The 22,366-nt window shown below is 69.7% G+C and carries 17 protein-coding genes and 5 pseudogenes; 15 read left to right on the top strand and 7 right to left on the bottom strand.

Annotation, left to right across the window (positions count from 1 at the left end):
- The first annotated feature begins 1 nt into the window (after position 1).
- The 11 genes and pseudogenes from trmD to ACRQ5B_RS12630 all read left to right on the top strand — a co-directional run bounded on the left by trmD (position 2) and on the right by ACRQ5B_RS12630 (position 9,447).
- Positions 2 to 805 (top strand): tRNA (guanosine(37)-N1)-methyltransferase TrmD, encoded by an 804-nt coding sequence (gene trmD / locus ACRQ5B_RS12580; RefSeq protein WP_432394329.1) that lies wholly within the window; start codon positions 2 to 4, stop codon positions 803 to 805.
- Between the two features lie 280 nt (positions 806 to 1,085).
- Complete coding sequence (gene rplS, locus ACRQ5B_RS12585; RefSeq protein ID WP_056738299.1) at positions 1,086 to 1,445, top strand: 50S ribosomal protein L19; 360 nt, start codon at positions 1,086 to 1,088, stop codon at positions 1,443 to 1,445.
- 99 nt (positions 1,446 to 1,544) lie between these two features.
- Positions 1,545 to 2,222: a signal peptidase I gene (gene lepB, locus ACRQ5B_RS12590; protein WP_432394333.1), complete on the top strand. Its 678-nt coding sequence runs from the start codon at positions 1,545 to 1,547 to the stop codon at positions 2,220 to 2,222.
- Complete coding sequence (gene lepB / locus ACRQ5B_RS12595) at positions 2,223 to 3,272, top strand: signal peptidase I (RefSeq protein WP_432394336.1); 1,050 nt, start codon at positions 2,223 to 2,225, stop codon at positions 3,270 to 3,272.
- A gap of 10 nt (positions 3,273 to 3,282) precedes the next feature.
- On the top strand, positions 3,283 to 3,954 hold the full coding sequence (locus ACRQ5B_RS12600) for a ribonuclease HII (protein ID WP_432394339.1): 672 nt from the start codon (positions 3,283 to 3,285) through the stop codon (positions 3,952 to 3,954).
- Positions 3,955 to 4,024: 70 nt separating this feature from the next.
- The gene (locus ACRQ5B_RS12605) at positions 4,025 to 4,351 is read left to right on the top strand and encodes a DUF2469 domain-containing protein (RefSeq protein WP_290257548.1); all 327 of its coding nucleotides are present in this window, start codon (positions 4,025 to 4,027) and stop codon (positions 4,349 to 4,351) included.
- A gap of 108 nt (positions 4,352 to 4,459) precedes the next feature.
- Positions 4,460 to 4,816, top strand: coding sequence for a YraN family protein (locus tag ACRQ5B_RS12610; protein ID WP_432394342.1), 357 nt, complete (start codon positions 4,460 to 4,462; stop codon positions 4,814 to 4,816).
- Positions 4,817 to 6,361, top strand: coding sequence for a YifB family Mg chelatase-like AAA ATPase (locus tag ACRQ5B_RS12615; RefSeq protein ID WP_432394345.1), 1,545 nt, complete (start codon positions 4,817 to 4,819; stop codon positions 6,359 to 6,361).
- Between the two features lie 31 nt (positions 6,362 to 6,392).
- A pseudogene (gene dprA / locus ACRQ5B_RS12620) lies at positions 6,393 to 7,576 on the top strand (DNA-processing protein DprA).
- A 125-nt stretch (positions 7,577 to 7,701) separates the two neighbouring features.
- A complete protein-coding gene (locus ACRQ5B_RS12625) occupies positions 7,702 to 8,628 on the top strand; it encodes a tyrosine recombinase XerC (protein ID WP_432394347.1) in 927 nt (308 codons plus the stop codon).
- 315 nt (positions 8,629 to 8,943) lie between these two features.
- Positions 8,944 to 9,447, top strand: a complete 504-nt coding sequence (locus tag ACRQ5B_RS12630) for a DUF3145 domain-containing protein (protein WP_290257555.1) — start codon at positions 8,944 to 8,946, stop codon at positions 9,445 to 9,447.
- Between the two features lie 91 nt (positions 9,448 to 9,538).
- Here ACRQ5B_RS12630 and ACRQ5B_RS12635 read toward each other — a convergent pair whose 3' ends face one another.
- A complete protein-coding gene (locus tag ACRQ5B_RS12635; protein WP_432394351.1) occupies positions 9,539 to 10,555 on the bottom strand; it encodes an Lrp/AsnC family transcriptional regulator in 1,017 nt (338 codons plus the stop codon).
- 387 nt (positions 10,556 to 10,942) lie between these two features.
- Here ACRQ5B_RS12635 and ACRQ5B_RS12640 point away from each other — a divergent pair.
- Positions 10,943 to 11,907: pseudogene (locus tag ACRQ5B_RS12640) on the top strand (M20 metallopeptidase family protein).
- 52 nt (positions 11,908 to 11,959) lie between these two features.
- The gene (locus ACRQ5B_RS12645) at positions 11,960 to 12,916 is read left to right on the top strand and encodes an ABC transporter substrate-binding protein (protein ID WP_432394353.1); all 957 of its coding nucleotides are present in this window, start codon (positions 11,960 to 11,962) and stop codon (positions 12,914 to 12,916) included.
- An 84-nt stretch (positions 12,917 to 13,000) separates the two neighbouring features.
- On the opposite strand, the pseudogene fabF reads toward ACRQ5B_RS12645, so the two are convergent.
- From fabF to aceE, 6 genes and pseudogenes are all read right to left on the bottom strand, one after another.
- Positions 13,001 to 14,234, bottom strand: a pseudogene (gene fabF, locus ACRQ5B_RS12650) (beta-ketoacyl-ACP synthase II).
- Positions 14,235 to 14,414: 180 nt separating this feature from the next.
- Positions 14,415 to 14,660 (bottom strand): acyl carrier protein, encoded by a 246-nt coding sequence (locus ACRQ5B_RS12655; protein WP_290257560.1) that lies wholly within the window; start codon positions 14,658 to 14,660, stop codon positions 14,415 to 14,417.
- 138 nt (positions 14,661 to 14,798) lie between these two features.
- Positions 14,799 to 15,851: a beta-ketoacyl-ACP synthase III gene (locus ACRQ5B_RS12660; protein ID WP_412883294.1), complete on the bottom strand. Its 1,053-nt coding sequence runs from the start codon at positions 15,849 to 15,851 to the stop codon at positions 14,799 to 14,801.
- Positions 15,848 to 16,777, bottom strand: coding sequence for an ACP S-malonyltransferase (locus ACRQ5B_RS12665; RefSeq protein ID WP_432394357.1), 930 nt, complete (start codon positions 16,775 to 16,777; stop codon positions 15,848 to 15,850). The genes ACRQ5B_RS12660 and ACRQ5B_RS12665 overlap by 4 nt, the downstream gene beginning before the upstream one ends.
- Before the next feature lie 87 nt (positions 16,778 to 16,864).
- Positions 16,865 to 18,109 carry a PucR family transcriptional regulator gene (locus ACRQ5B_RS12670; protein ID WP_290257563.1) on the bottom strand — a complete coding sequence of 415 codons (1,245 nt, stop codon included), beginning with the start codon at positions 18,107 to 18,109 and terminating at the stop codon, positions 16,865 to 16,867.
- Positions 18,110 to 18,272: 163 nt separating this feature from the next.
- A pseudogene (gene aceE / locus ACRQ5B_RS12675) lies at positions 18,273 to 21,025 on the bottom strand (pyruvate dehydrogenase (acetyl-transferring), homodimeric type).
- A 406-nt stretch (positions 21,026 to 21,431) separates the two neighbouring features.
- On the opposite strand from aceE, the gene ACRQ5B_RS12680 reads away from it, so the two are divergent.
- Both ACRQ5B_RS12680 and ACRQ5B_RS12685 read left to right on the top strand, forming a co-directional pair.
- Positions 21,432 to 21,851 (top strand): DUF3052 domain-containing protein, encoded by a 420-nt coding sequence (locus ACRQ5B_RS12680; protein WP_432394361.1) that lies wholly within the window; start codon positions 21,432 to 21,434, stop codon positions 21,849 to 21,851.
- Positions 21,848 to 22,348, top strand: a pseudogene (locus tag ACRQ5B_RS12685) (peroxiredoxin); the annotation flags it as partial. The gene ACRQ5B_RS12680 and the pseudogene ACRQ5B_RS12685, both read left to right, overlap by 4 nt.
- Between the last annotated feature and the right edge of the window lie 18 nt (positions 22,349 to 22,366).

Genomic DNA, 22,366 nt, shown 5'->3' on the forward strand with positions numbered 1-22,366 from the left:
GATGCGGATCGACGTCGTCAGTATCTTCCCCGAGTACCTCGCCCCGCTGGAGCTGTCCCTGATCGGGAAGGCCCGGCAGGACGGACTGCTCAAGCTCACCGTCCACGACCTGCGGGATTTCACCACCGACCGGCACCGCACCGTCGACGACACCCCGTACGGCGGCGGCGCCGGCATGGTCATGAAGCCGGAACCGTGGGCCCAGGCACTCGGCGCCGTCGCGGGCACGGCGGCAGCGGACGAGGGCGAGACCCGGAAGCCCGTGCTGATCGTCCCCTCGCCCGCGGGGGAGCGCTTCACCCAGGCCATCGCGCACGAGCTCTCCGAGGAGGAGCAGCTGGTCTTCGCCTGCGGCCGGTACGAGGGCATCGACGAACGCGTCCTCGAATGGGCGGCGGACCACTTCACCGTCCGACCCATGAGCCTGGGCGACTACGTGCTCAACGGCGGCGAGGTGGCGGTCCTGGCGATGGTCGAGGCAATCGGGCGGCTGCTGCCCGGCGTCGTCGGCAACCCCGAATCCCTCGTGGAGGAATCGCACTCCGACGGGCTGCTGGAGTACCCGGTCTATACCAAGCCCTCCAGCTGGCGCGGCCGGGACGTTCCCGCCGTGCTGCTCAGCGGCAACCACGGCAAGATCGCCCAGTGGCGCCGGCACGAACAGTACCGCCGGACCGCGGAGCGCCGCCCCGACCTGCTCGAGGCGTTCGACGCCGGGACGTTGCCGCGTACGGACCGCACCGCCTTCGCGGACCTCGGGTACACCATCGAGGACGGCCGGCTGCACCGCCGCGCCGACGCCTGAGCGCAGCCGGACACCGGACTTTCCCGCCGCCGTCGTGCGTCCGGCTGACTCCGCGGATTCAGCAAAACCGGCCATTCTGTGGCAAAATAAGTCCTTGTGCCTGCTGGGTGCGAACCTGCCACAGGGGGAGCGTCACCAACAGCGCGGCACCCCGGCCCGGTCAATTCCTGACTGGACCGGAACGACACATTTTCGGCGGTGATTTCCGGGCGCTTCGGCCCCGGGCTTGGCCGCCGTGACCCAACGTGAATGACCTGTGGCGTTCACCAGGAGTGGATCAATGCATATCCTCGATTCCGTCGACGCAGCCTCGCTGCGCAACGATGTTCCCGAGTTCCGCGCGGGTGACACCATCAAGGTGCACGTGAACATCATCGAAGGCAAGAACTCCCGTGTCCAGGTCTTCCAGGGCTTCGTCCTGGGCCGCCAGGGTGACGGCGTCCGCGAGACCTTCACCGTCCGCAAGGTTTCCTTCGGTGTCGGCGTGGAGCGTACCTTCCCGGTGCACTCCCCGATCATCGACAAGATCGAGCTCGTCTCCAAGGGTGACGTGCGCCGCGCCAAGCTTTACTACATGCGTGCACTGCGCGGTAAGGCTGCGAAGATCAAGGAAAAGCGCGACTTCCAGACCGCCAAGTAAGTCCCCGGACTTACCCCGCGGATCCACGGCCGGTCCGGCTCACCCCGGGTCAGCGCCACTGCGCCGATCAAGCACTTCACGCGTCAGGGGATGTGGACCATGGAACAGCCAAAACGCCGGCCCAGGAAACTGGGCTGGCGTTTTGTGCTTCTGGGACTCGTCCTGGCCATCGCCATCAGCGGCCTGGTCCGCTCCCTGTGGCTGGACGTGTACTTCATCCCCTCCGCGTCGATGGAGCCGCTGCTGCGCGACGGGGACCGGATCCTGGTCTCCCGCACCGACTTCGCCGCCGACCCGATCCGCCGCGGCGACGTGGTGGTCTTCGACGGCCGCGGGTCCTTCGCGCCGCTGAACAGCGGCGCCGGCCCGGCCGCGGAGCTGGTGGCCGGGGCGGGGCACTGGCTGGGCATCACCGGCAGCGACACCACCTACGTCAAACGGGTCATCGGGCTGCCGGGGGACCGCGTGGTCTGTTGCGACGTGTCGGGCAAGCTCACAGTCAACGGCCAGCAACTTAGTGAACCGTATATATATCCCGGCGATGAGCCCAGCACCCTGAAATTCGACGCGATCGTCCCCGCAGGACGGCTCTGGCTGATGGGGGACCACCGTTCCAAGTCGGCCGATTCCAGGGGGCTGCTGGGGGCTCCCGGCGGCGGCATGGTGCCGCTGGACCGGGTGATCGGCCGGCCGGTGATGATCATCTGGCCGCTTGATAGATTTGCTGCACTACCGCGGCCCGACGCGGCCGCCACGACGACACAGAACGGACAGTAGATGCCCGAGACCGGACCCCGGACCCCTGAGCCCCACGGCCAGGCCGAACCCCGGGTGACGTCCGCGCCCATTCCCGACGGCGAACACCCGACGACGCAGTTCCCGGCGACGCCGGACATGACAGCGCCGGAGACGCCCGCCCGCGAGACGCCTGCGCCGGAGGCCCTGGCCCAGGGGACCCTGTCCCAGGAGATGGTGGCCCAGGAGGCGCCCGAGCATGGTGCGTCGGCGGAGGCTCCCCGGCGGGAAGCGCCGAGAGTCCCCGAGCGGGCCGCGGGCGTCGCGCAGGACGGTCCCTCCCATGCGGGTCCGACGTCGGCCCGGGCGCGCCGGGCGCTGGCCCGCGAGGGCCGCAACCCGGTGCTGGTCTGGCTCCGGGAGATCGCCACCGTGGTGGTCATCGCCGTCGTGCTGTCCTTTTTGATCAAAACCTTCCTGTTCCGGGCCTTCTACATCCCGTCCGAGTCGATGATGAACACGCTGGACGTCAACGACCGGATCTTCGTGAACCTGCTGGTGCCCCAGCCGATTGCGCTGCAGCGCGGCGACGTGATCGTCTTCCGTGACACGAAGAACTGGCTGGCCCCCGCGGCGCCGAAGCCGGTAGGACCCATGACCGGGGTGCAGAACGCGCTGACGTTCGTGGGACTGCTGCCGGACAACTCGGAGCAGCACCTGGTCAAGCGCGTCATCGGGCTCCCGGGCGACCACGTCATCTGCTGCGACGGCAGCGGCCGCCTGACGGTCAACGGCAAGGCCCTGGACGAGAAGTACGTCAACAGCGCCGAAATCCCGCAGGTGCGGGCGTTCGACGTCGTGGTCCCCGCCGGCAAGGTCTGGGTGATGGGCGACAACCGCAACCACTCCGCCGACTCCCGCGCCCACATGGAAACCAATGGCGGCTTCATCGACATGGCCGACATCGAGGGCCAGGCCGCCGTGATCGCGTGGCCACTGAACCGCGTCAAGGCACTGGATAACTACCCGGACGTCTTCAACGGCGTGCCCGCCCCGTCCAGCACCCCCACCAGCGCCCCGGCAGGAAAGTAAGGCAGGAGCAGTGTCCGTCGCACCAACCCTGGACTACGAGCGCCGCTTCAAGGCCTCGGGCGCACGGTTGCTGGCCGGCATCGACGAGGTGGGCCGAGGGGCTCTGGCCGGCCCGGTCAGCGTGGGGATCGCCGTCATCGACCTGCAGCAGCAGAAACTGCTCGCCGACGTGCGGGACAGCAAGCTGCTGAAGGTCTCCGAACGCGAACGCTTGGAACCCCTCGTGCGGGCCTGGAGCGTGGCGTCCGCCGTCGGCCACGCCTCGGCCGCGGAGATCGACGCCCTCGGCATCATCGCCGCGCTCCGGCTCGCCGGCAACCGGGCCTGGGCCGCCGTGCTGGCCGCCGGCGTGACCCCCGAGGTGGTGCTGCTGGACGGCAGCCACAACTGGCTCACGACCCCGGCGCAGGCCTCCCTGTTTGATGAGGGACCGGCCGAGCCCGGCTGCGACGCCCCGGTTCACACCCTGGTGAAGGCGGACATGCAGTGCCTCTCCGTCGCTGCGGCGTCCGTGCTGGCCAAGGTCGAACGCGACCGTCAGATGGCCGCGCTGCACGAGGAATTCCCGGCCTTCGGCTGGAACGAGAACAAGGGCTACGGCACCGCCGCCCACAAGGACGCTCTGCGTACCGCGGGGCCCAGCCCCTACCACCGGGTGAGCTGGCAGCTGCTGGGCGACTGAGCCTTCGCCGTCCCGGCCCTGGCGCCCGGCCGTGGCGCGCGGCCTGCGCCCGATGGTGCAAGATGGAACCATGAGTGCCGAAGACCTGGAAAACTATGAAACCGACATGGAGCTGCAGCTCTACCGCGAGTACCGCGACGTCGTCGGGCTCTTCAGCTACGTCGTCGAGACCGAACGGCGCTTCTACCTGGCCAACCATGTCGACCTGCAGGCCCGCAGCGCCGACGGCGAGGTCTACTTCGACCTGACCCTGCAGGACGCCTGGGTCTGGGACGTCTACCGCTCCGCCCGGTTCGTCAAGAGCGTCCGCGTGATCACCTTCAAGGACGTCAACGTCGAGGAACTTCCCCGCAACGAGGAACTCGCCCTGCCCAAGGTGGAGGACCTCGGCAACTAGCGGCGCGCCCACCCCGCTTGGCCCCTGTCGCTGGCCCCCTGACCGGAGTTACCCACATAGCGTGACTATCGGGTAAGGTCCCGGCTCCGTGCCGTCCACGCTGGAGGGATGAGAGCCAAAGACGTATTGGGCCGCCGAGGCGAGGACCTGGCGGCCGGTTTCCTGGAGGACCAGGGGATCCGGGTGGTAGACCGGAACTGGCGCTGTTCCGCCGGTGAGATCGACATCGTCGCGCTCGACGGCGACGCCCTGGTCATTGCCGAGGTCAAGACCCGCCGCTCGCTGACGTTCGGGCACCCGTTCGAGGCCGTCGGCGCCGAGAAGCTTGCCCGGTTGCACCGACTCGGATCCGCCTGGTGCCGGGAGCACGAGCTGCGGATGCCGCTGCGCCGGGTGGACGTCATCGCCGTGCTCGACGACGGCAGCGGCCTAGCGGCCATCGAACACCTCAAAGGGGTGGGGTAGATGGCGCTGGGCCGGACCTACGCCGTGGCCCTGGTGGGCCTCAACGGGTACATCGTCGAGGTCGAGGCAGATATTGGACAGACGCTGCCGGCGTTTGTGATCCTCGGGCTGCCGGACGCGTCGCTGAACGAGGCCAGGGAGCGGATCCGCTCTGCCGCGCAGAACTCCGGCATCCCGCTGAGCCGGCGAAAGATCACCGCCAACCTGATTCCGGCGTCGCTGCCCAAACGCGGCTCCGGGTTCGACCTGGCCATCGCCATGGCCGCGCTCCTGGCGGCCAACGACATCCGGTCCACCGGCCGGCACGTTTTCCTCGCCGAACTGGGCTTGGACGGCCGGCTCCGCCCCGTCCGCGGGATCCTCCCCGCCGTCATGGCAGCCGTCCGGGCCGGCTACCCGGACGTGGTCGTGGCGCAGGCCAACGCAGCCGAGGCCGAACTGGTCCCCGGTGCCAGGGTCCGTTCCTACACCACCCTGGCCCGGCTGGCCTTCGACTTCGGCGCCGATCCGCAGGACCTCGCCCTTGATGCCGATCTGGGGGAGGAACCCGACGACGGCGACGGGCACCCGGAGCCGGCGATGGTGCCGGACATGGCCGACGTGTCGGGCCAGGCCGAGGGACGGCGTGCCCTTGAGGTGGCGGCCGCGGGGGCCCACCACGTGCTGCTGACCGGGCCGCCGGGGGCCGGCAAGACCATGCTGGCCGAACGCCTGCCCGGGCTGCTGCCGGACCTCGGCGATCAGGAGGCGATGGAGGTCACCGCCATCCACTCGCTCAGCTCCCTGACGACGTCGGCGATAACCCTCCGGCGCAGGCCGCCCTACGAGAGCCCGCATCACACCGCCACCGCGGCGGCCATCATCGGCGGCGGCTCGGGTCTTCCCCGGCCCGGCGCCGCGTCCCGGGCCCACCGCGGCGTGCTGTTCCTGGACGAAGCGCCCGAGTACGAACGCCGCGTCCTGGACGCCCTGCGGCAGCCGCTGGAAAGCGGCGAGCTGATCCTCCACCGCGCCGCCGGCACCGCCGCCTACCCGGCACGCTTCCAGCTGGTCCTCGCCGCCAACCCCTGCCCGTGCGGCAAAGCCTCGGGGAAAGGCGTGGACTGCACCTGCACCCCGACGATGCGCCGACGCTACTTCGCCCGGCTGTCCGGGCCGTTGCTGGACCGGGTCGACATCCAGCTGGACGTCGAACGGGTGGCCCTCGCCGACTTCGGGGCACCCCGGGCGGAAGAAACGTCCGCCGCCATTGCCGCCCGGGTCAGGGCAGCGAGGGACACCCAGCTGGACCGGCTGCGGCCGCTCGGCCTCGAGACGAACGCGCAGGTCCCCGGCCGGGTGCTTCGCGGCGGGCTTCGACTGGGCGCCCACCACACCGGCATCCTGGACCGGGCACTGGAACGCGGCTCCCTCACCGCCCGGGGCTACGACCGGGTACTGCGCCTGGCCTGGACGGTTGCCGATCTCGCCGGACGCGGCAGCCCCGACGCCGACGACGTCGGCCGGGCCCTGGCCCTGCGGCAGTCCGGCGGAGCAACCCCATGACAGCGTGCCCCACCCCGAGGAGGAGAACAGCATGACCGCCAACGAACGCACCGCCCGGGCCGCCCTGTCCCGGCTGATGGAACCGCAGGACGCCGCGGGCCTGGCCCTGGTGCAGGCCGCCGGTGCGGAGGACGCCCTCCGGATCGCCACCGGCCAGCTGAAGCCCGGTCCATCCTTGGAACAGGAGATCACCGGGCTGCTGGCGGAAGCCGGTGCCGGAGGCGGCTGGTCGGGCCTGGGCATGGCGCTCAAACGCTGGGCACCCCGCGTCCCGGACCTCGCCCCGGCACGGGACCTGACCACCATGCAGCGACTAGGCGGACGGCTGCTCATCCCCACCGACGGGCTGTGGCCGGCGCAACTGGCGGACCTGGGGCTGCAGGAGCCGCTCTGCCTGTGGTGGCGGGGCCAGGAGCAGGAACTGCCCCTCCAGCGAAGGCTGTCGCCCTCGTCGGGTCACGGGACAGCACCTCCTATGGCTCTTCCGTCACCGCCGACCTGGCCTACGCACTGGCGCAGCGCAGTTTCACCATCGTCTCCGGCGGGGCCTACGGCATCGACGCCCACGCCCACCGGGCCGCTCTCGCCGGGGCGACCGGTCTGCCGACGATCGCCGTGATGGCCGGGGGAGTGGACCGCTTCTATCCGTCCGGGAACGAGGACCTGCTCCGCACGGTGGCCAACCAGGGCGCGGTGCTGGCCGAGGTGCCTCCCGGCTCGGCGCCCACCAGGTACCGCTTCCTGCAGCGCAACCGGATCATCGCCGCCCTGGCCGGGGCCACCGTGGTGGTGGAGGCGCGCTGGCGCTCCGGTGCCCTCAACACCGCCCACCACGCCGAAACCCTCGGCCGTGCGGTCGGCGCCGTCCCCGGATCGGTCCACAGCGCCAACTCCGCCGGCTGCCACCGGCTGCTCCGGGAGGGAGGGGCGGTGTGCGTCACAGATGCCGCGGAGATCGCCGAACTCGTCTCGCCCAGCGGCGACTCCCTCCCAGACCAGGCGGCGGGACGGTCGGAGGTCCAAGACGGGCTGACCCTGGAGGACCTGATCCTGTTGGATGCGCTGCCATTGCGGGTCACCAGCACCGTGGAGAAGCTGGCGGTCGTCGCCGGGCTGAGCCCCGAGTCCGTCCGGGCCGGCCTGGGACGGCTTGGCCTGGTGGGCCTGGCCGAGTCCCGCCACGGTGGCTGGAAACGCTCGGCGGCGGCGGTTTAGGGGTGGTGCCGTGCACCCCCGTCGCAAGGAGCTCTCGGCGCCGTGGCAAGCCCGGTCGAGCAGGAAGGAGACGGCGCGCCGTCGGGCTCCGCCGGGAAGCGGGACGGGGCTGGGAGAGTGGAAGGGTGCCAGCACCAGCCATCCCTCCCGCGCTCGCCGAGGCCGCCGCCGCCTTCGGCCGGTACCTCGACGCCGAACGCGGCCGCTCCGCCCATACCGTGCGGGCGTACCTGGCCGATGTCGAGAGCCTCCTCGGCCACGCCGCGTCCGAGGGTGCCACGGGACTGGGAGACCTCGAGCTCGGGACCCTCCGCCGTTGGCTGGGCGCGCAGAGCGAGGCCGGCATGGCCCGGGCAACGCTGGCCCGCCGCGCCGCCACCGCTCGGGCCTTCACCGCCTGGGCCGTCCGCGAGGAACTCCTGGCCGCTGACCCGGCCCTCCGGCTGCGGGCCCCCAAGCGCGAGAAGTCCCTGCCCGGCGTCCTCCAGCAAGGCCAGGTTCAGCGCCTGGTCGCAGGCGCCGAAGCGGCCGCGGCGGACGGCGGACCCATGGCGCTACGGAACCGGGCCATCCTGGAACTCCTCTACGCCACCGGCATCCGCGTCGGCGAACTGACCGGCCTCGACATCGACGACCTCGACCCGGACCGCCGCACCCTGCGGGTGCTCGGCAAGGGCAACAAGGAACGGACGGTACCGTACGGTGTGCCGGCAGCGCTCGCCGTCGACGACTGGCTCCGGCGCGGCCGCCCCGCCCTCGTGGCGGACGGTTCCGGGCCCGCACTCTTCCTCGGGGCGCGCGGCAACCGGGTGGACCAGCGGCAGGTCCGCAGCGTCGTCAAGGACCAGCTGGAGGGCCTCGGCGACACTTCCGCCACCGGCCCGCACGCGCTGCGGCACTCGGCTGCCACCCACCTGCTCGACGGCGGCGCCGACCTCCGGGCCGTCCAGGAGATCCTCGGCCACAGCAGCCTCGCCACCACCCAGATCTACACCCACGTCTCCGTGGACCGGCTCCGCAGCAGCTATCAACAGGCCCACCCGCGCGCCTGAAACCGCATCCGCGACACGCCGAAAACCCGGCGGTGACGGCGCGCTGCGCGGCACTGGCTTATTAGGGTGGGGTACGGCACAATGGGGTTCACGCCCGGCACCCACCACGTGGTCACGCGAAGCTCCCGAGTTTCCCGGCCACCACGGATCCGGACGTGATTTATGTCGAGTCACCGAGCGTTACAAAGAAGTTGAGTCACAAAACAACTGAATAGTCTGGCAGGGGCACCAGCCCCCGCACGCGGGCAACCGCGGCAGACGGACATCCTGGCAGAGGTCGTTGGGGAAGACGTACCTATAGCTATGGAGGATGGAATGTCTGTTGCACTAACCCGTGGTGTCCTGTTCGTTCACTCGGCCCCGACCGCCCTGTGCCCCCACGTCGAGTGGGCCATTGGCTCGGTCGTGGACAAGCGCACGGACCTCGAGTGGACCCCGCAGCCCGCCGCGCCCGGAATGTTCCGGGCCGAGCTCTCGTGGACCGGTACGCCGGGGACGGGAGCCACTCTGGCGTCGGCACTGCGCGGCTGGGCCCACCTGCGCTACGAGGTGACGGAAGAGCCCAGCCAGGGCGTCGACGGCGGCCGCTGGTCCCACACCCCCGAGCTCGGCATCTTCCACGCCGTCACCGACGTGCACGGCAACATCATGGTCTCCGAGGACCGCATCCGCTACGCCTACGAATCCGGCGCGGGCGACCCCTCCGCCGTCTACCACGAGCTCTCCCTCGCCCTCGGCGAGGCCTGGGACGAGGAGCTGGAGCCCTTCCGGCACGCCGCCGAGGGCGCCCCCGTGCGCTGGCTCCACCAGGTCGGCTAGCCCCCCACGACTCCCCGGCAGGCTTCGGGGCCGCTTCCTCCATGGCGGCGCACAGAGCCAGCGGGAGGGAGCTGACCGGGGACAGCCCTGCCTACCAGGGCGAAATCGGCACCGTCCCGATACGCCGGCCCTCGGTGTCGCACAGGTGCCCCATCCGCTTGGGCGTACTCAGGGCCACCATCCGGTCCAGCACGCCCAGGGTCGGGAACACGGCGCTCGTCCGCGCCTCTACCCGCTGCAACTCGCCCAGGTCCCGGACCCAGAACGTGGCGTAAAGGTTGGCCGTCCCCGTTACCGCCGCCACGAACCGGCACTCCGGCCACGCGGCCAGCTCCCGTCCGATCCGGTCCAGGTCCTGCCCCGGCGCGACGCCCAGCAGCGAGGCCTGGATCGGCCAGCCGGCCAGCGGATGGGCGATCTCGCAGCGGAAGGTCATGATCCCAGAGGAGATCAGGCGGTTCACCCGGCGCCTCGACGTGGCCGTGCTCGCGCCCGTCAGGGAAGCCAGCTCCGCCCAGCCCAGCCGCCCGTCCAGGGACAGGTGCTCCAGCAGGGACCGGTCCAGGTCGTCCAGGACCATCGCGTAGGTGCCCTGCCCCACGGACATGGTGCTCCGGTTGAGGACATTGAGCTGGCTCGGGTCCAGCGACCGCAGCCGCCAGCGGCTCCCCTCCAGATAGAGGGACGTGGTGAGAAGCACGGACACGGACACCACCCCCGGCACCCCGTAGACCTTGGTGGTCAGGAAGATGTCCAGTTCGCGCAGGTCACGGGTCAGCACGTCGCAGTTGATGTCGTGACCGCCCGTGGCCACCTCGATCGTGGCAACCTCGGGACACGCGGAGAGCCGCTCCACCAGTCCCGTCCGGGTACCCGGATCCGCGCGGATCATGACGTAGGAGATGCAGCGGCTGCGGCTGAATTCCCGACCGAAGGAGGCCGTGATCCAGGCCAGGCCCGCGGCGGTCATCCGGTCCCACCGGCGGGCCAGCGTGGTCGCCGTCGTGCCCAGCGGACCGGCCAGCTCCGCCCAGCTGGCCCGCGGGCGCAGCTGCAGGGCGTTCACCAGCGCCAGGTCCAGCTCACCCAGCGTGACCGAATCCTGCATATTACGGAGACTAGAGTCCGTTTCCGTCAATTTGGGCGTCTGCATGGGCCAAGTATCACACGGTGGAGGGGTTGACCCGGTCCCCGTGACCGCCCGACTACTGAAAGCATGGAGAGCGTGACGATCTCAGACACCAGGAAACCCACCCGCACCCAGGAACTGGCGGCGGAGCTCGCCGACGGACTCGTCTCGTTCCGGCGGGAGCTGCACCGAATCCCGGAACTGGGCAACGACCTGCCGCTGACCCAGCGCCGGCTCCTCGACGAACTGGAGGACCTCGGCCTGGAGATCACGCTGGGACGGAGCCTGAGCTCCGTGACGGCGGTCCTCCGCGGCGGGGCTGCGCCGGCCAGCGGACCCAAGCCGGTGGTGCTGCTCCGCGGCGACATGGACGCCCTGCCCGTGATCGAGGACAACGGGCTGGAGTACCGCTCCTCGCACGAGGGACTGATGCACGCCTGCGGCCACGACATGCACGTCGCGGGCCTGGTGGGCGCGGCCCGGATCCTGTCCTCGCTCAAGGATGAGCTGGCCGGCGACATCGTATTCATGTTCCAGCCTGGGGAGGAAGGCCCCGGGGAGCGCTGCCGATGATCGAGGAGGGCATCCTCGAGGCAGCCGGACGCCGCGTCGACGCGGCCTTCGGCCTGCACGTCTTCTCCGCGGCCCACCCGCGCGGCGTCTGGTTCGGCCGCCCCGGCCCACAGATGGCCGCCGTCGACGACCTCCACGTGCGGTTCATCGGATCCGGCGGCCACGGCTCCCAGCCGCACCACGCCAACGACCCCATCCCGGCCCTCTGCGAAGCGGTCACCGCCCTCCAGACCATGGTGACCCGGGCCTTCGACGTCTTCGACCCGGTGGTCATCACCGTGGGCCGGATCGCCGGCGGCACCCGGGAGAACATCATCCCCGAGCACGCCGAATTCGACGCGACCGTCCGCAGTTTCAGCGCCGAATCCCGGGCCGCCATCAAGGAGCGCAGCGTGCGGCTTCTCGAGGGCATCGCCGCCTCCCACGGCCTGGAGGCAGCGGTGAACTACCACGAGCTCTACCCGGTCACGGAAAACGCCCCGGACGAGTACGAGCTGGCCCGCCGCACCATCGTGGACCTCTTCGGCGAGGACCGCTATGCGCCCATGGCGAACCCGATGCCCGGCGCCGAGGACTTCTCGTTCGTCGGCAACGAGGTCCCCAGCGCCTACCTCTTCCTCAGCGCCTGCGCTCACGGGGACCCCGCCGACGCCGGCTCCAACCACTCACCCCACGCCCTCTTCGACGATGCCGTGCTCCCCGACGCCGCTGCCTGGCTGGCCGAGGTGGCGCTGCGCCGGATCAACCAGGGAGCTTAGGACAGCCCGCCCGACCACCGCGTGGGCGGGCACCATGAAAGGTAGTAACACCATGAACGTACTGAATGGGCAGGGCCTCCGGACGGCGGCGGCCGCAGCGGCCGTCCTCGTCGCCCTGAGCGCCTGCACGAACGCCTCCGAGGCGGGGTCCGGCTCCGGGGCAGGTTCGGGCACCGGCGGCAGCGGGCAGGCGACGGCGACGTTCGACCCGGGAACCGTCGCCAAGGACGACGCCCTGGCCGCCAAGGTTCCGGACCAGATCCGGTCCAAGGGGAAGCTGACGGTCGGCTCGGACACTACCTACGCCCCGGCGGAGTTCCTCGCGGCCTCCGACGGCCAGACCCCGGTGGGATACGACGTCGACCTGGCGAAGGCCATCGGCGCCACCCTCGGCTTGAAGGTGGAGGTGCAGACCTCCCCGTTCGAGGGCATCCTCCCCTCGCTCGGCCCGAAGTATGACCTGGGCGTGTCCTCGTTCTTCATTACGAAGGAACGCAGCAAGGCCGCCAACTTCGTCAGCTACTTCCAGGCCGGAACGCAGTGGGCGGTGCAGAAGGGCAACCCGAAGAACATCTCCCTGGACGATTTGTGCGGGAAGACCGTCGGGGTGCAGACCGGAACCTTCCAGGAGAACCCGGACATCTCCGGCCGGAGCGCCCAGTGCGTCGCGGCCGGAAAGCCCGCGATCGACGTCGTCTCCCTGAAGAACCAGACCGACGTCACCACCCGTCTGGTGGCCGGCGGCATGGACGCCATGGCGGCCGGGTCCATCACGGTGGCCTACGCCATCACCCAGTCCGACGGGAAGCTGCAGACGCTCGGCGACGTCTACGGCGCCTCGCCGGTGGGCATCGCCGTCGCCAAGTCGGACACGGCCCTCGCCGACGCGGTGGCAGGAGCCACCAACAAGCTGATCGAGGACGGGACCTACAAGAAGATTCTGGCGGCGTGGGGCACCGACGGCGGCGCCATCGCCAAGGCCGAGGTCAACCCCATGGTCAACAAGTAGCGGACGGGCCAACGCAAACGACGGCGGCCAGGTTCCCCGCGAAGGGAACCTGGCCGCCGTCGTTCGTGCTGCGTGCGGTGGACGCTAGATGCTGCGCACCGCGATCACGGCGTTGTGGCCGCCGAAGCCGAAGGAGTTGCTCAGCGCGACGATGTTGCCGGCCGGGAGCGCCCGCTCGGAGGTCACGACGTCCAGCGGGATCTCCGGGTCCTGGTTCTCCAGATTGATGGTGACGGGAGCCTTGCGTTCGTGCACGGCGAGGACCGTCAGGACCGCTTCCACGGCACCGGAGGCGCCCAGCAGGTGGCCCATCTGGGACTTGGTGGCGGAGACCGCCACGTTGTCCACGTGGTTGCCGAGGGCGGCCTTGAGGGCGGTGTACTCGGGCTTGTCACCGACCGGGGTGGAGGTGGCGTGCGCGTTGACGTGCACCACGTCCTCGGCCTGGATGCGGCCGTCGAACATGGCCGCCTTCAGTGCTCGGGTGGCGCCCAGGCCCTCGGGGTCCGGGGCAGTGATGTGGTAAGCGTCCGCGGTTACCGAGGTGCCGGCCAGTTCAGCGTAGATCCGGGCGCCGCGGGCCAGGGCGTGCTCCTCGGCCTCGAGGACCAGTGCGCCGGCGCCCTCGCCCATGACGAAGCCGTCACGGTCGCGGTCGTACGGGCGGGAGGCGTGCTCGGGATCGTCGTTGCGGCGGGAGAGGGCCTGCATCGAGGAGAACGCGGCGATCGGCATCGGGTGGATGGCGGCTTCGGCGCCGCCGCAGACGACGACGTCGGCCTTCCCGGAGCGGATCAGCTCCAGTCCCATGTGCACGGCTTCGGTGCCGGAGGCGCAGGCGGAGACGGGTGTGTGGGCGCCGGCGCGGGCTCCCAGGTCCAGGCTGACCGCGGCGGCGACACCGTTGGGCATCAGCATCGGAACGGTCATCGGCAGGACACGGCGGGGCCCTTTTCGCGCAGGGTGTCCCAGGCGTCCAGCAGGGTCCAGACGCCGCCGATGCCGGTGGCGAAGGCCACGGCCAGGCGGTCGTGATCGATGCCGTCGATGTTGGCGTCGGCCCAGGCCTCACGGGCCGCGATCACGCCGAACTGGGTGGACGGGTCCATGCGCTTGGCTTCGACCCGGCTCAGGACCTCGAGGGCGGGGTGGAGGCGCGTGCGGCGAAGTGGACGGGCAGCTCGTACTTGGCAACCCAGTCGTCTTCGAGCGTGTGCGCGCCGGAGACGCCCTTGAGCGCGTTCTTCCACATTGTGGGGACATCGCCGCCGATGGGTGTGGTGGCACCCAGACCGGTGATGACTACTTTGCGTGCCATGGGATCACTCTTTCGTCGGTGCGCGTGCCGCTAACGGTGCCAGCCAGGGCGCCGGGGCCTGCGTAGGAAACTCGGTGGTCAGTCAGTGAATCGGGGGAGCGCCGGGAGCCGCTGTGTCAGCGGCCCCCGGCGGCCCGCGGTACCGCCCCCGTGGGGGACGGCGCCGGGGAGCAGGCGGAATTAGGCCTGGGCGTTGGCGATGAAGTTGACGGCGTCGCCGACGGTCTTGAGGTTCTTGACCTCTTCGTCCGGGATGCGTACGCCGAACTTTTCCTCGGCGTTGACCACGATGGTCATCATCGAGATGGAGTCGATGTCGAGGTCCTCGGTGAAGGACTTGTCCATTTCGACGGCCTCGGGGGCCAGGCCGGTCTCTTCGTTCACGATTTCGGCCAGGCCGGCCAGGATCTCTTCGTTGTTAGCCATGGTGGCTCCTTCTTTTGTTGGTGCCATCGGCCGCCGGACGGGTCCGGAGCGTTGGGCGGAGTGGTTCGGGCCGAGGGTTCGGTCCGGTGGGGGAATCCGGGCTGCCTGCCGTGCCGGCACCCGGGAAGTCGCGGTGGACTACGGCAGCACGATCACCTGGGCGCCGAAGACCAGCCCGGCGCCGAAACCGATCTGCAGGGCGAGTCCGCCGCTGAGGCCGGGGTAGTCCTGCAACAGCCGGTGCGTGGCCAGCGGAATGGACGCCGCCGAGGTGTTGCCCGCCTCGGCGATGTCCCGGGCGACGATGACCGATTCCGGCAGCTTGAGCTGCTTGGCCATCTCGTCGATGATCCGCATGTTGGCCTGGTGCGGGATGAAGGCGGCGAGGTCCTCGGCCTTGACGCCCGCGGCGTCGAGGGCCTGCTGGGCCACCTTGGCCATTTCCCAGACCGCCCAGCGGAACACCGTCTGGCCGTCCTGGCGCAGCGTGGGCCAGAGCGCGGCCTCGGTGACGGCGGCTTCGCCCTCGCTGAGGGCGCCCTTGCCGGCGGCGTGGTCGCGGATGTCCAGCATCGAGTGGGTCATGCCGATGGCGTCCCACTTGCTGCCGTCCGAGCCCCAGACCGACGGGCCGATGCCCGGGGTGTCGGAAGGGCCGATGACGACGGCGCCCGCGCCGTCGCCGAGCAGGAACGAGATGGTGCGCTCGGTGTTGTCGATGACGTCGGAGAGCTTCTCGGCGCCGACCACCAGCACGTACTTGGCGGCACCGGAGCGGACCAGGGCGTCGGCCTGGGCGATGCCGTAGCAGTACCCGGCACACGCGGCCGAGATGTCGAAGGCCGGGGCCGGCGTGGCACCCAGGCGGTCGGTCAGGCTCGCGGCCGCGGATGGCGTGGCGTAGGGGTGGGTGACCGTAGAGACGATCACGGCACCGAGCTCGGAGGGATCGACGCCGGCGCGTTCGAGGGCCTCGCGGGCGGCGCCCTCGGCCATGTCGATCACGCTGACGTCTGCGGGGGCGCGGTGCCGGGTGACGATCCCGGTGCGCTGGCGGATCCACTCATCGGAGGAGTCGATCCACTGGCAGACGTCCTCGTTGGTGACGATGACGTCGGGACGGTACGCACCGACGCCCAGCACACGGGTGCCGTTCTGCAGGGGGGCCTGCTTCAGCGTAGGAGTGCTCATTTTCCTCCCTCAAGTTCTGCGAATAGTGCCAAGGCATCGGACAGATCGTCCGGTGTCTTGACGGTAACAGTCTTCACGCCGGGAATGCCGCGCTTGGCCAGGCCGGCGAGGGTGCCTGCCGGGGCCAGCTCGATCAGGCCGGTGACGCCGCGCTCCACCAGGGTCTCCATGCAGCGGTCCCAGCGGACCGGGCGGGAGACCTGGGCGATGAGGCTGTCTACCGCGGCGCCGCCGTCGGTGACCTGCGCGCCGTCGAAGTTCGAGAGCAGCGGAACCTGCGGGTTGCGGGGGTGAAGCGTGGGGCGCAGCGCCTGAAGTGCGGCGACGGCGGGAGACATGTGTGAGGTGTGGAACGCACCGGCGACCTTGAGCGGGATGACCCGGGCCTTGGCCGGCGGCTTGTCCGCGAGGGCCTTGAGCTGCTCGAGGGTGCCGGCGGCGACGGTCTGTCCGGCGCCGTTGACGTTCGCGGGGGTCAGCCCGGCGGCCTCGATGGCGGCCAGGACCTCGGCGGGGTCGCCGCCGACGACGGCGCTCATGCCGGTCGGGGTGGCGGCGGCCGCGGCGGCCATGCCGTTGGCGCGTTCCCGGACGAAGGTCATGGCCTCGGTCTCGGTGAGGACACCGGCCAGCGCGGAGGCGGTGATTTCGCCCACCGAGTGGCCGGCGAGGATGACGGGGAGGGTTTCGAGTTCGACGTCGAACAGCGCCTTCGCGGCGACGAGTCCGGCCGCGACGATCAGCGGCTGCGCGACGGCGGTGTCCTTGATGGTCTCCTCATCGGAGGTGGTGCCGTGGGCGGTGAGGTCGATACCTGCTATTTCGCTCAGGGAGGCCAGGTGGCCTGGGACGGAGGGCAGTTCCAGCCAGGGGGCCAGAAAACCGGAGGTCTGGGAGCCCTGTCCAGGGCAGACGATTGCAAGCACGTATCCAGCTTTCCAAATGCCGCGTGATTCATCGGTACTTTCATGCACCAAGCTCACTGGGTCAGTTTGTAGGAAGTCTACAACCTCTCAGCCGCCGTTGCGGGATGGCTGCCGCTCCACGGCGGGCTTCGGCGGGGTGGAGAGACGCCCCACCACGAGGGCCGCCTGGAGCACGAACGCCTCCCGCGGGATCAGTGGATCCCAGCCGGTCACGTCGCAGACGCGCTTGAGCCGGTAACGGACCGTGTTGGCGTGGACGAACAATTCCCGGGCCGTGGCTTCGAGCGAATGACCCAGTTCGAGGTAGGTCCCCAGGGTCTCCACCAGCCCGTTCGAGGCGGCCAGGAGGGGCCGGTAGATGTTCTTCACCAGGGACCGGCGGGCCGCGTCGTCGCCGGAGATGACCCGCTCCGGCAGCAGGTCGTCCGCGGCGACCGGGCGCGGGGCCGAGGGCCAGGCGCGGGCGGCGGTGAGGCCGGCGAAGGCGGACTGGGCGGAGCTGCTGGCCTCCGGCAGGGAGGCTGCCTCGGCGCCGTACACGACGGGACCGGGGGCGAAGAGTTCGCTGAGCTTCTGACAGGCGGTCTCCCGGTCCTGCACGCCGCCGAGGATCAGGATCAGCCGGTCGCCTTGGATTCCCACCAGGGCGTCCTCGGCGAACCGGCCGGCGGTGCGGCGCAGCTCGCTGACGTAGCTGGCGCTGGGTTCCGAGGGCGAATTGCCCACCATGACGGTGAAACGTTCCTGCGCCTTCCAGCCCAGGGCCGCGATCCGGGACCGCAGGGCATCGGTGTTCTCGCCACGCAGGATGGCGTCGACGATCAGGGCTTCCAGCCGGGTGTCCCAGGAACCGCGGGTCTCCGCGGCGCGGGCGTAGACGTCGGCGGCGGCGAAGGCGACCTCGCGCGAGTAGCGGAGCACCGCCTCGCGCAGGGCCGCCTGGTCCGCCTCGGGGGCGATGATCGGGACCTGCTCCTCGACCACCTCCACCACGATCCGGATCAGCTGGAGGGCCTTCTGCAGGCTGATGGAGCGGGTCAGTTCGGTGGGGGCGGTGCCGAAGACGTCGGAGAGGATCCACGACGGCGAGCTGGGCCGTTCGAACCAGGTGACGAAGGCGGCGATGCCGTTCTGGGCCACCATGCCCAGCGCGGAGCGTTCGTCGGAGTTCAGCCGGCTGTACCAGGGCAGCGAGGATTCCAGCCGCCGCAGCGTGGTGGTGGAGAGCTGGCCCACGCTGGAGCGGAGCTTCTTCAGCGTCTCGGCCTTCTCCGGGGACAGGGTCCGGGCGGCGGATTTGCGCTGCGCGGGGGTGGGGGTGGGCTCTGCCATGACAACGAGCATACGGCGCCCGCCTGACAAGCTCCATTTGTGCGAAGGCTACAACTAGCTTTGCGCTGGATCACACGGCGGGCCGCCGTGGTTAAAGCCCGACGGCGGCCCCCACACCGTGGGGACCGCCGTCGTCGTGTATTCCGGTCCGGCCGGGTGACTCCTAGGAGTCACCGCCCGCGTTACCGGTGGTGCCGGCGTTGACGTTGAGCAGCCGGTACTTCTCGATCGCCTGGGCCGGGGCCTGCGCGTCGACCTCGCCGCGGCGGGCAAGCATCTGCAGCGAGCGGACCACGATCGAGTGCACATCGTTCTTGAAGAAGCGACGTGCAGCGGCGCGGGTGTCGGAGAAGCCGAAGCCGTCGGCGCCGAGCGAGGCGAACTCGTTCGGGACGAACTGGCGGATCTGGTCCGGGACGGCCTTCATGTAGTCCGAGACCGCGACGATCGGGCCGGTGGCACCGGCGAGCTGTTCGGTGACGAACGGCACGCGGGCCGGCTGGCCCGGGTTGAGGAAGGCCTCTTCCTCGGCGGCCATGGCGTCGCGGCGCAGCTCGGTCCAGGACGTGACGGACCAGACGTCGGCGGAAACGCCCCAGTCCTCGGCCAGCACACGCTGGGCCTCGAGGGCCCACGGCACGGACACGCCGGAGGCGAGGATCTGCGTGCGGGGGCCGTCGATCTTGGCCGGCGCCAGCAGGTAGATGCCCTTGACGATGCCCTCGACGTCGAGCTCGGCGGGGGCCGCCGGCTGCGAGATCGGCTCGTTGTAGACCGTCAGGTAGTACATGACGTTCCGCGACGGGTCGTTGTCCGCCGGGCCCGGGCCGTACATCCGGTTCAGGCCGTCACGCATGATGACGCCGATCTCGTAGCCGTAGGCCGGGTCGTAGGTGACGACGGCCGGGTTGGTGGCGGCGAGGATCGGGGAGTGGCCGTCGGCGTGCTGCAGGCCTTCGCCGGTCAGCGTGGTGCGGCCGGCGGTGGCGCCGATGATGAACCCGCGGGTCATCTGGTCGGCGGCGGCCCAGAAGGAGTCGCCGGTGCGCTGGAAGCCGAACATCGAGTAGAAGACGTAGATCGGGATCAGCGGCTCGCCGTGGGTGGCGTAGGAGGTGCCGGCGGCGGTGAAGGCCGCAACCGAACCGGCCTCGTTGATGCCGGCGTGCACGATCTGGCCGGCGATCGACTCCTTGTACGCGAGGACAAGGTCGCGGTCCACGGAAAGGTAGTTCTGGCCGTTCGGGTTGTAGATCTTCGCGGTCGGGAAGAACGCGTCGATGCCGAAGGTGCGGGCCTCATCCGGGATGATCGGCACGATCCGGGAACCGAATTCCTTATCCCGCATCAGGTCCTTGAGCAGCCGGACGAACGCCATGGTGGTGGCGGCCAGCTGCTTGCCGGAGCCGCGGTTGGCGACCTCGTACGCCTTGTCGCCCGGCAGGGTGACGTCGGTGTGCTTGGACCGGCGCTCGGGCACGAAACCGCCCAGGGCCTGGCGGCGCTCCATCAGGTACTTGATCTCCGGAGAGTCCGCACCCGGGTGGTAGTACGGCGGCTGGTACGGGTCGGCCTCGAGCTGCTCGTCCGTGATCGGGATGCGCAGGTGGTCGCGGAAGGCCTTCAGGTCCGCCAGGGTGAGCTTCTTCATCTGGTGGGTCGCGTTGCGGCCCTCGAAGTGGGTGCCCAGGCCGTAGCCCTTGACCGTGTGGGCCAGGATGACCGTCGGCTTGCCCTTGAACTCGGTGGCGGCCTTGTACGCGGCGTAGACCTTGTTGTAGTCGTGGCCGCCGCGCTTGAGGTTCCAGATCTCCTGGTCCGTCATGTCCGCGACCATGTCCTTGGTCTGCGGGGTCTTGCCGAAGAAGTGCTCGCGGACGAATCCGCCGGACTCGGCCTTGTAGGTCTGGTAGTCGCCGTCGACCGTCTCGTTCATGATCTTCACGAGCGAGCCGTCGTCGTCCTTGGCGAGCAGGTTGTCCCACTCGCGGCCCCAGACGACCTTGATGACGTTCCAGCCGGCGCCGCGGAAGAAGGCCTCGAGTTCCTGCATGATCTTGCCGTTGCCGCGGACCGGGCCGTCGAGGCGCTGCAGGTTGCAGTTGATGACGAAGTTGAGGTTGTCCAGCTTGTCGTTTGCGGCGAGCTGGAGCAGGCCGCGGGATTCCGGCTCATCCATTTCGCCGTCGCCCAGGAACGCCCAGACCTGCTGGTCGGAGGTGTCCTTGATGCCGCGGTTGTGCAGGTAGCGGTTCGACTGCGCCTGGTAGATGGCGTTCATCGGGCCGATGCCCATGGAGACGGTGGGGAACTCCCAGAACTCCGGCATCAGGCGCGGGTGCGGGTAGCTGGAGAGGGCGTGGCCCTCCTTGGACTTCTCCTGGCGGAAGCCGTCGAGGTCTTCCTCGCTCAGCCGGCCCTCGAGGAAGGCGCGGGCGTACATGCCGGGGAGGCGTGGCCCTGGAAGAAGACCTGGTCGCCGCCGCCCGGGTGGTCCTTGCCGCGGAAGAAGTGGTTGAAGCCGACTTCGTAGAGGGTCGCGGCACCGGCGTAGGTAGAAATGTGGCCGCCGACGCCGATTTCGGGCCGCTGTGAGCGGTGCACCATGATCGCGGCGTTCCAGCGCAGCCAGGCGCGGTACTTGCGTTCGATTTCCTCATCGCCGGGGAACGGGGCTTCCTGGTCCACCGGGATGGTGTTGACGTAGTCCGTGGTGGTCACCATCGGCACGCCCACGCTCTGGGCGCCGGCCCGCTGAAGCAGGCTTCGCATGATGTACTGGGCACGCTCCGTGCCCTGTTCCTGAATCAGGGTGTCCAGGGACTCCAGCCATTCGGCGGTCTCTTCCGGATCACGATCAGGCAGCTGGTTAGTCAACCCGCTGAGGATATGGGAGGTATCTTCTCCTGCAGCCACGTCCAACCTCTCTTTGAGCGCATTCACCGGCACCCTCAGCTCCGGCAGGGTGACTGCCTGGCGTGAACGCGACGTGTGCGACATATCGGTAACAGCAGCCCGGTCCTGTACGCCGGGCTTGGTCCAATCACAACCAGGCCTGACAGTGGGAGCGGTCGGTTGTCCGCGCAGGCATGGTCGTCATCAGCCACTCTAGCCTTGCGCGTCCGCGGATGCGTAGCCGCCGCCGCCCCGGTGTGACGCAGAATATGGCGGATCGCGGGGCCCACAGCTTGAAGCGGACGCACAAAGGGTGTTGGCTTGGAGTAATGGAAATCACTAGCACCATGGAATGTGTCACTATCGGACACAGCGGGCATCCTGCCGGCAGGCACCAACAGACGCACCAACAGCATAGGAGCAACACGTGAGCGAGGCCGACGCCGCCACTTCGGTAAATGTGGCGGAAAAATTGGGTTTCAAGAACGGGGATCTGATTCAGGAGTTCGGTTACGACGACGACGTCGACTTCGACTTGCGTGATGACATCGAGGACCTCACCGGGTCCGAGATCTTCGATGAGGACGACCACGAGGTGGTCGACGCGGCCATCCTCTGGTGGCGCGACGGTGATGGTGACCTGGTCGACACGCTGGTGGACTCCCTGACCTCCCTGACCGACGGCGGTGTGGTCTGGGTGCTGACCCCGAAGAAGGGCCGCACCGGCTACGTCTCGCCCTCGGAACTGCAGGAGGCGGCGCCCACCGCCGGCCTGCACTGCACCACCTCCGCCGGGGTCTCCCAGGACTGGAGCGCCACCCGGCTGGTGACCCGGAAGAACAAGTGACCGGTACCGCGCCGGCGCAGGCTCCCGCCGGGCAGCCCGGCGCCGTGCCCGCCGTCGGGCAGCCGGCCCCGGACTTCGAGCTGGTCAACCAGTTCGGTGAGCCCGTCCGGCTCTCCGAACTGCGGGGCCGCACCGTGGTGTTGGTGTTCTTCCCGTTCGCCTTCTCCGGCATCTGCACGGGCGAACTGTGCGAACTGCGGGACAACCTCTCCGTCTTCGAGGACGCCGACGCCGTGGTGCTGGGCATCTCGGTGGACAGCAAGTTCGCCCAGCGCGCCTACGCCGAGAAGGAAGGCTACAGCTTCGACCTGCTGGCGGACTTCTGGCCGCACGGAGCGGTGGCGGAGCGGTACGGGGTGTTCGACCCGGAGAGCGGCATGGCCCTGCGCGGGACGTTCATCATCGACGCGGCCGGCACCGTCCGGTACGTCGTGGTCAACCCCCGGGGCCAGGCGCGTGACTTCGCCGGCTACCGGGCGGCCCTCGCGGAACTGTCCGGCAATTCCTCCTCCCCT

The organism is Pseudarthrobacter sp. L19 (assembly GCF_050859435.1).
Classification (GTDB): domain Bacteria; phylum Actinomycetota; class Actinomycetes; order Actinomycetales; family Micrococcaceae; genus Arthrobacter.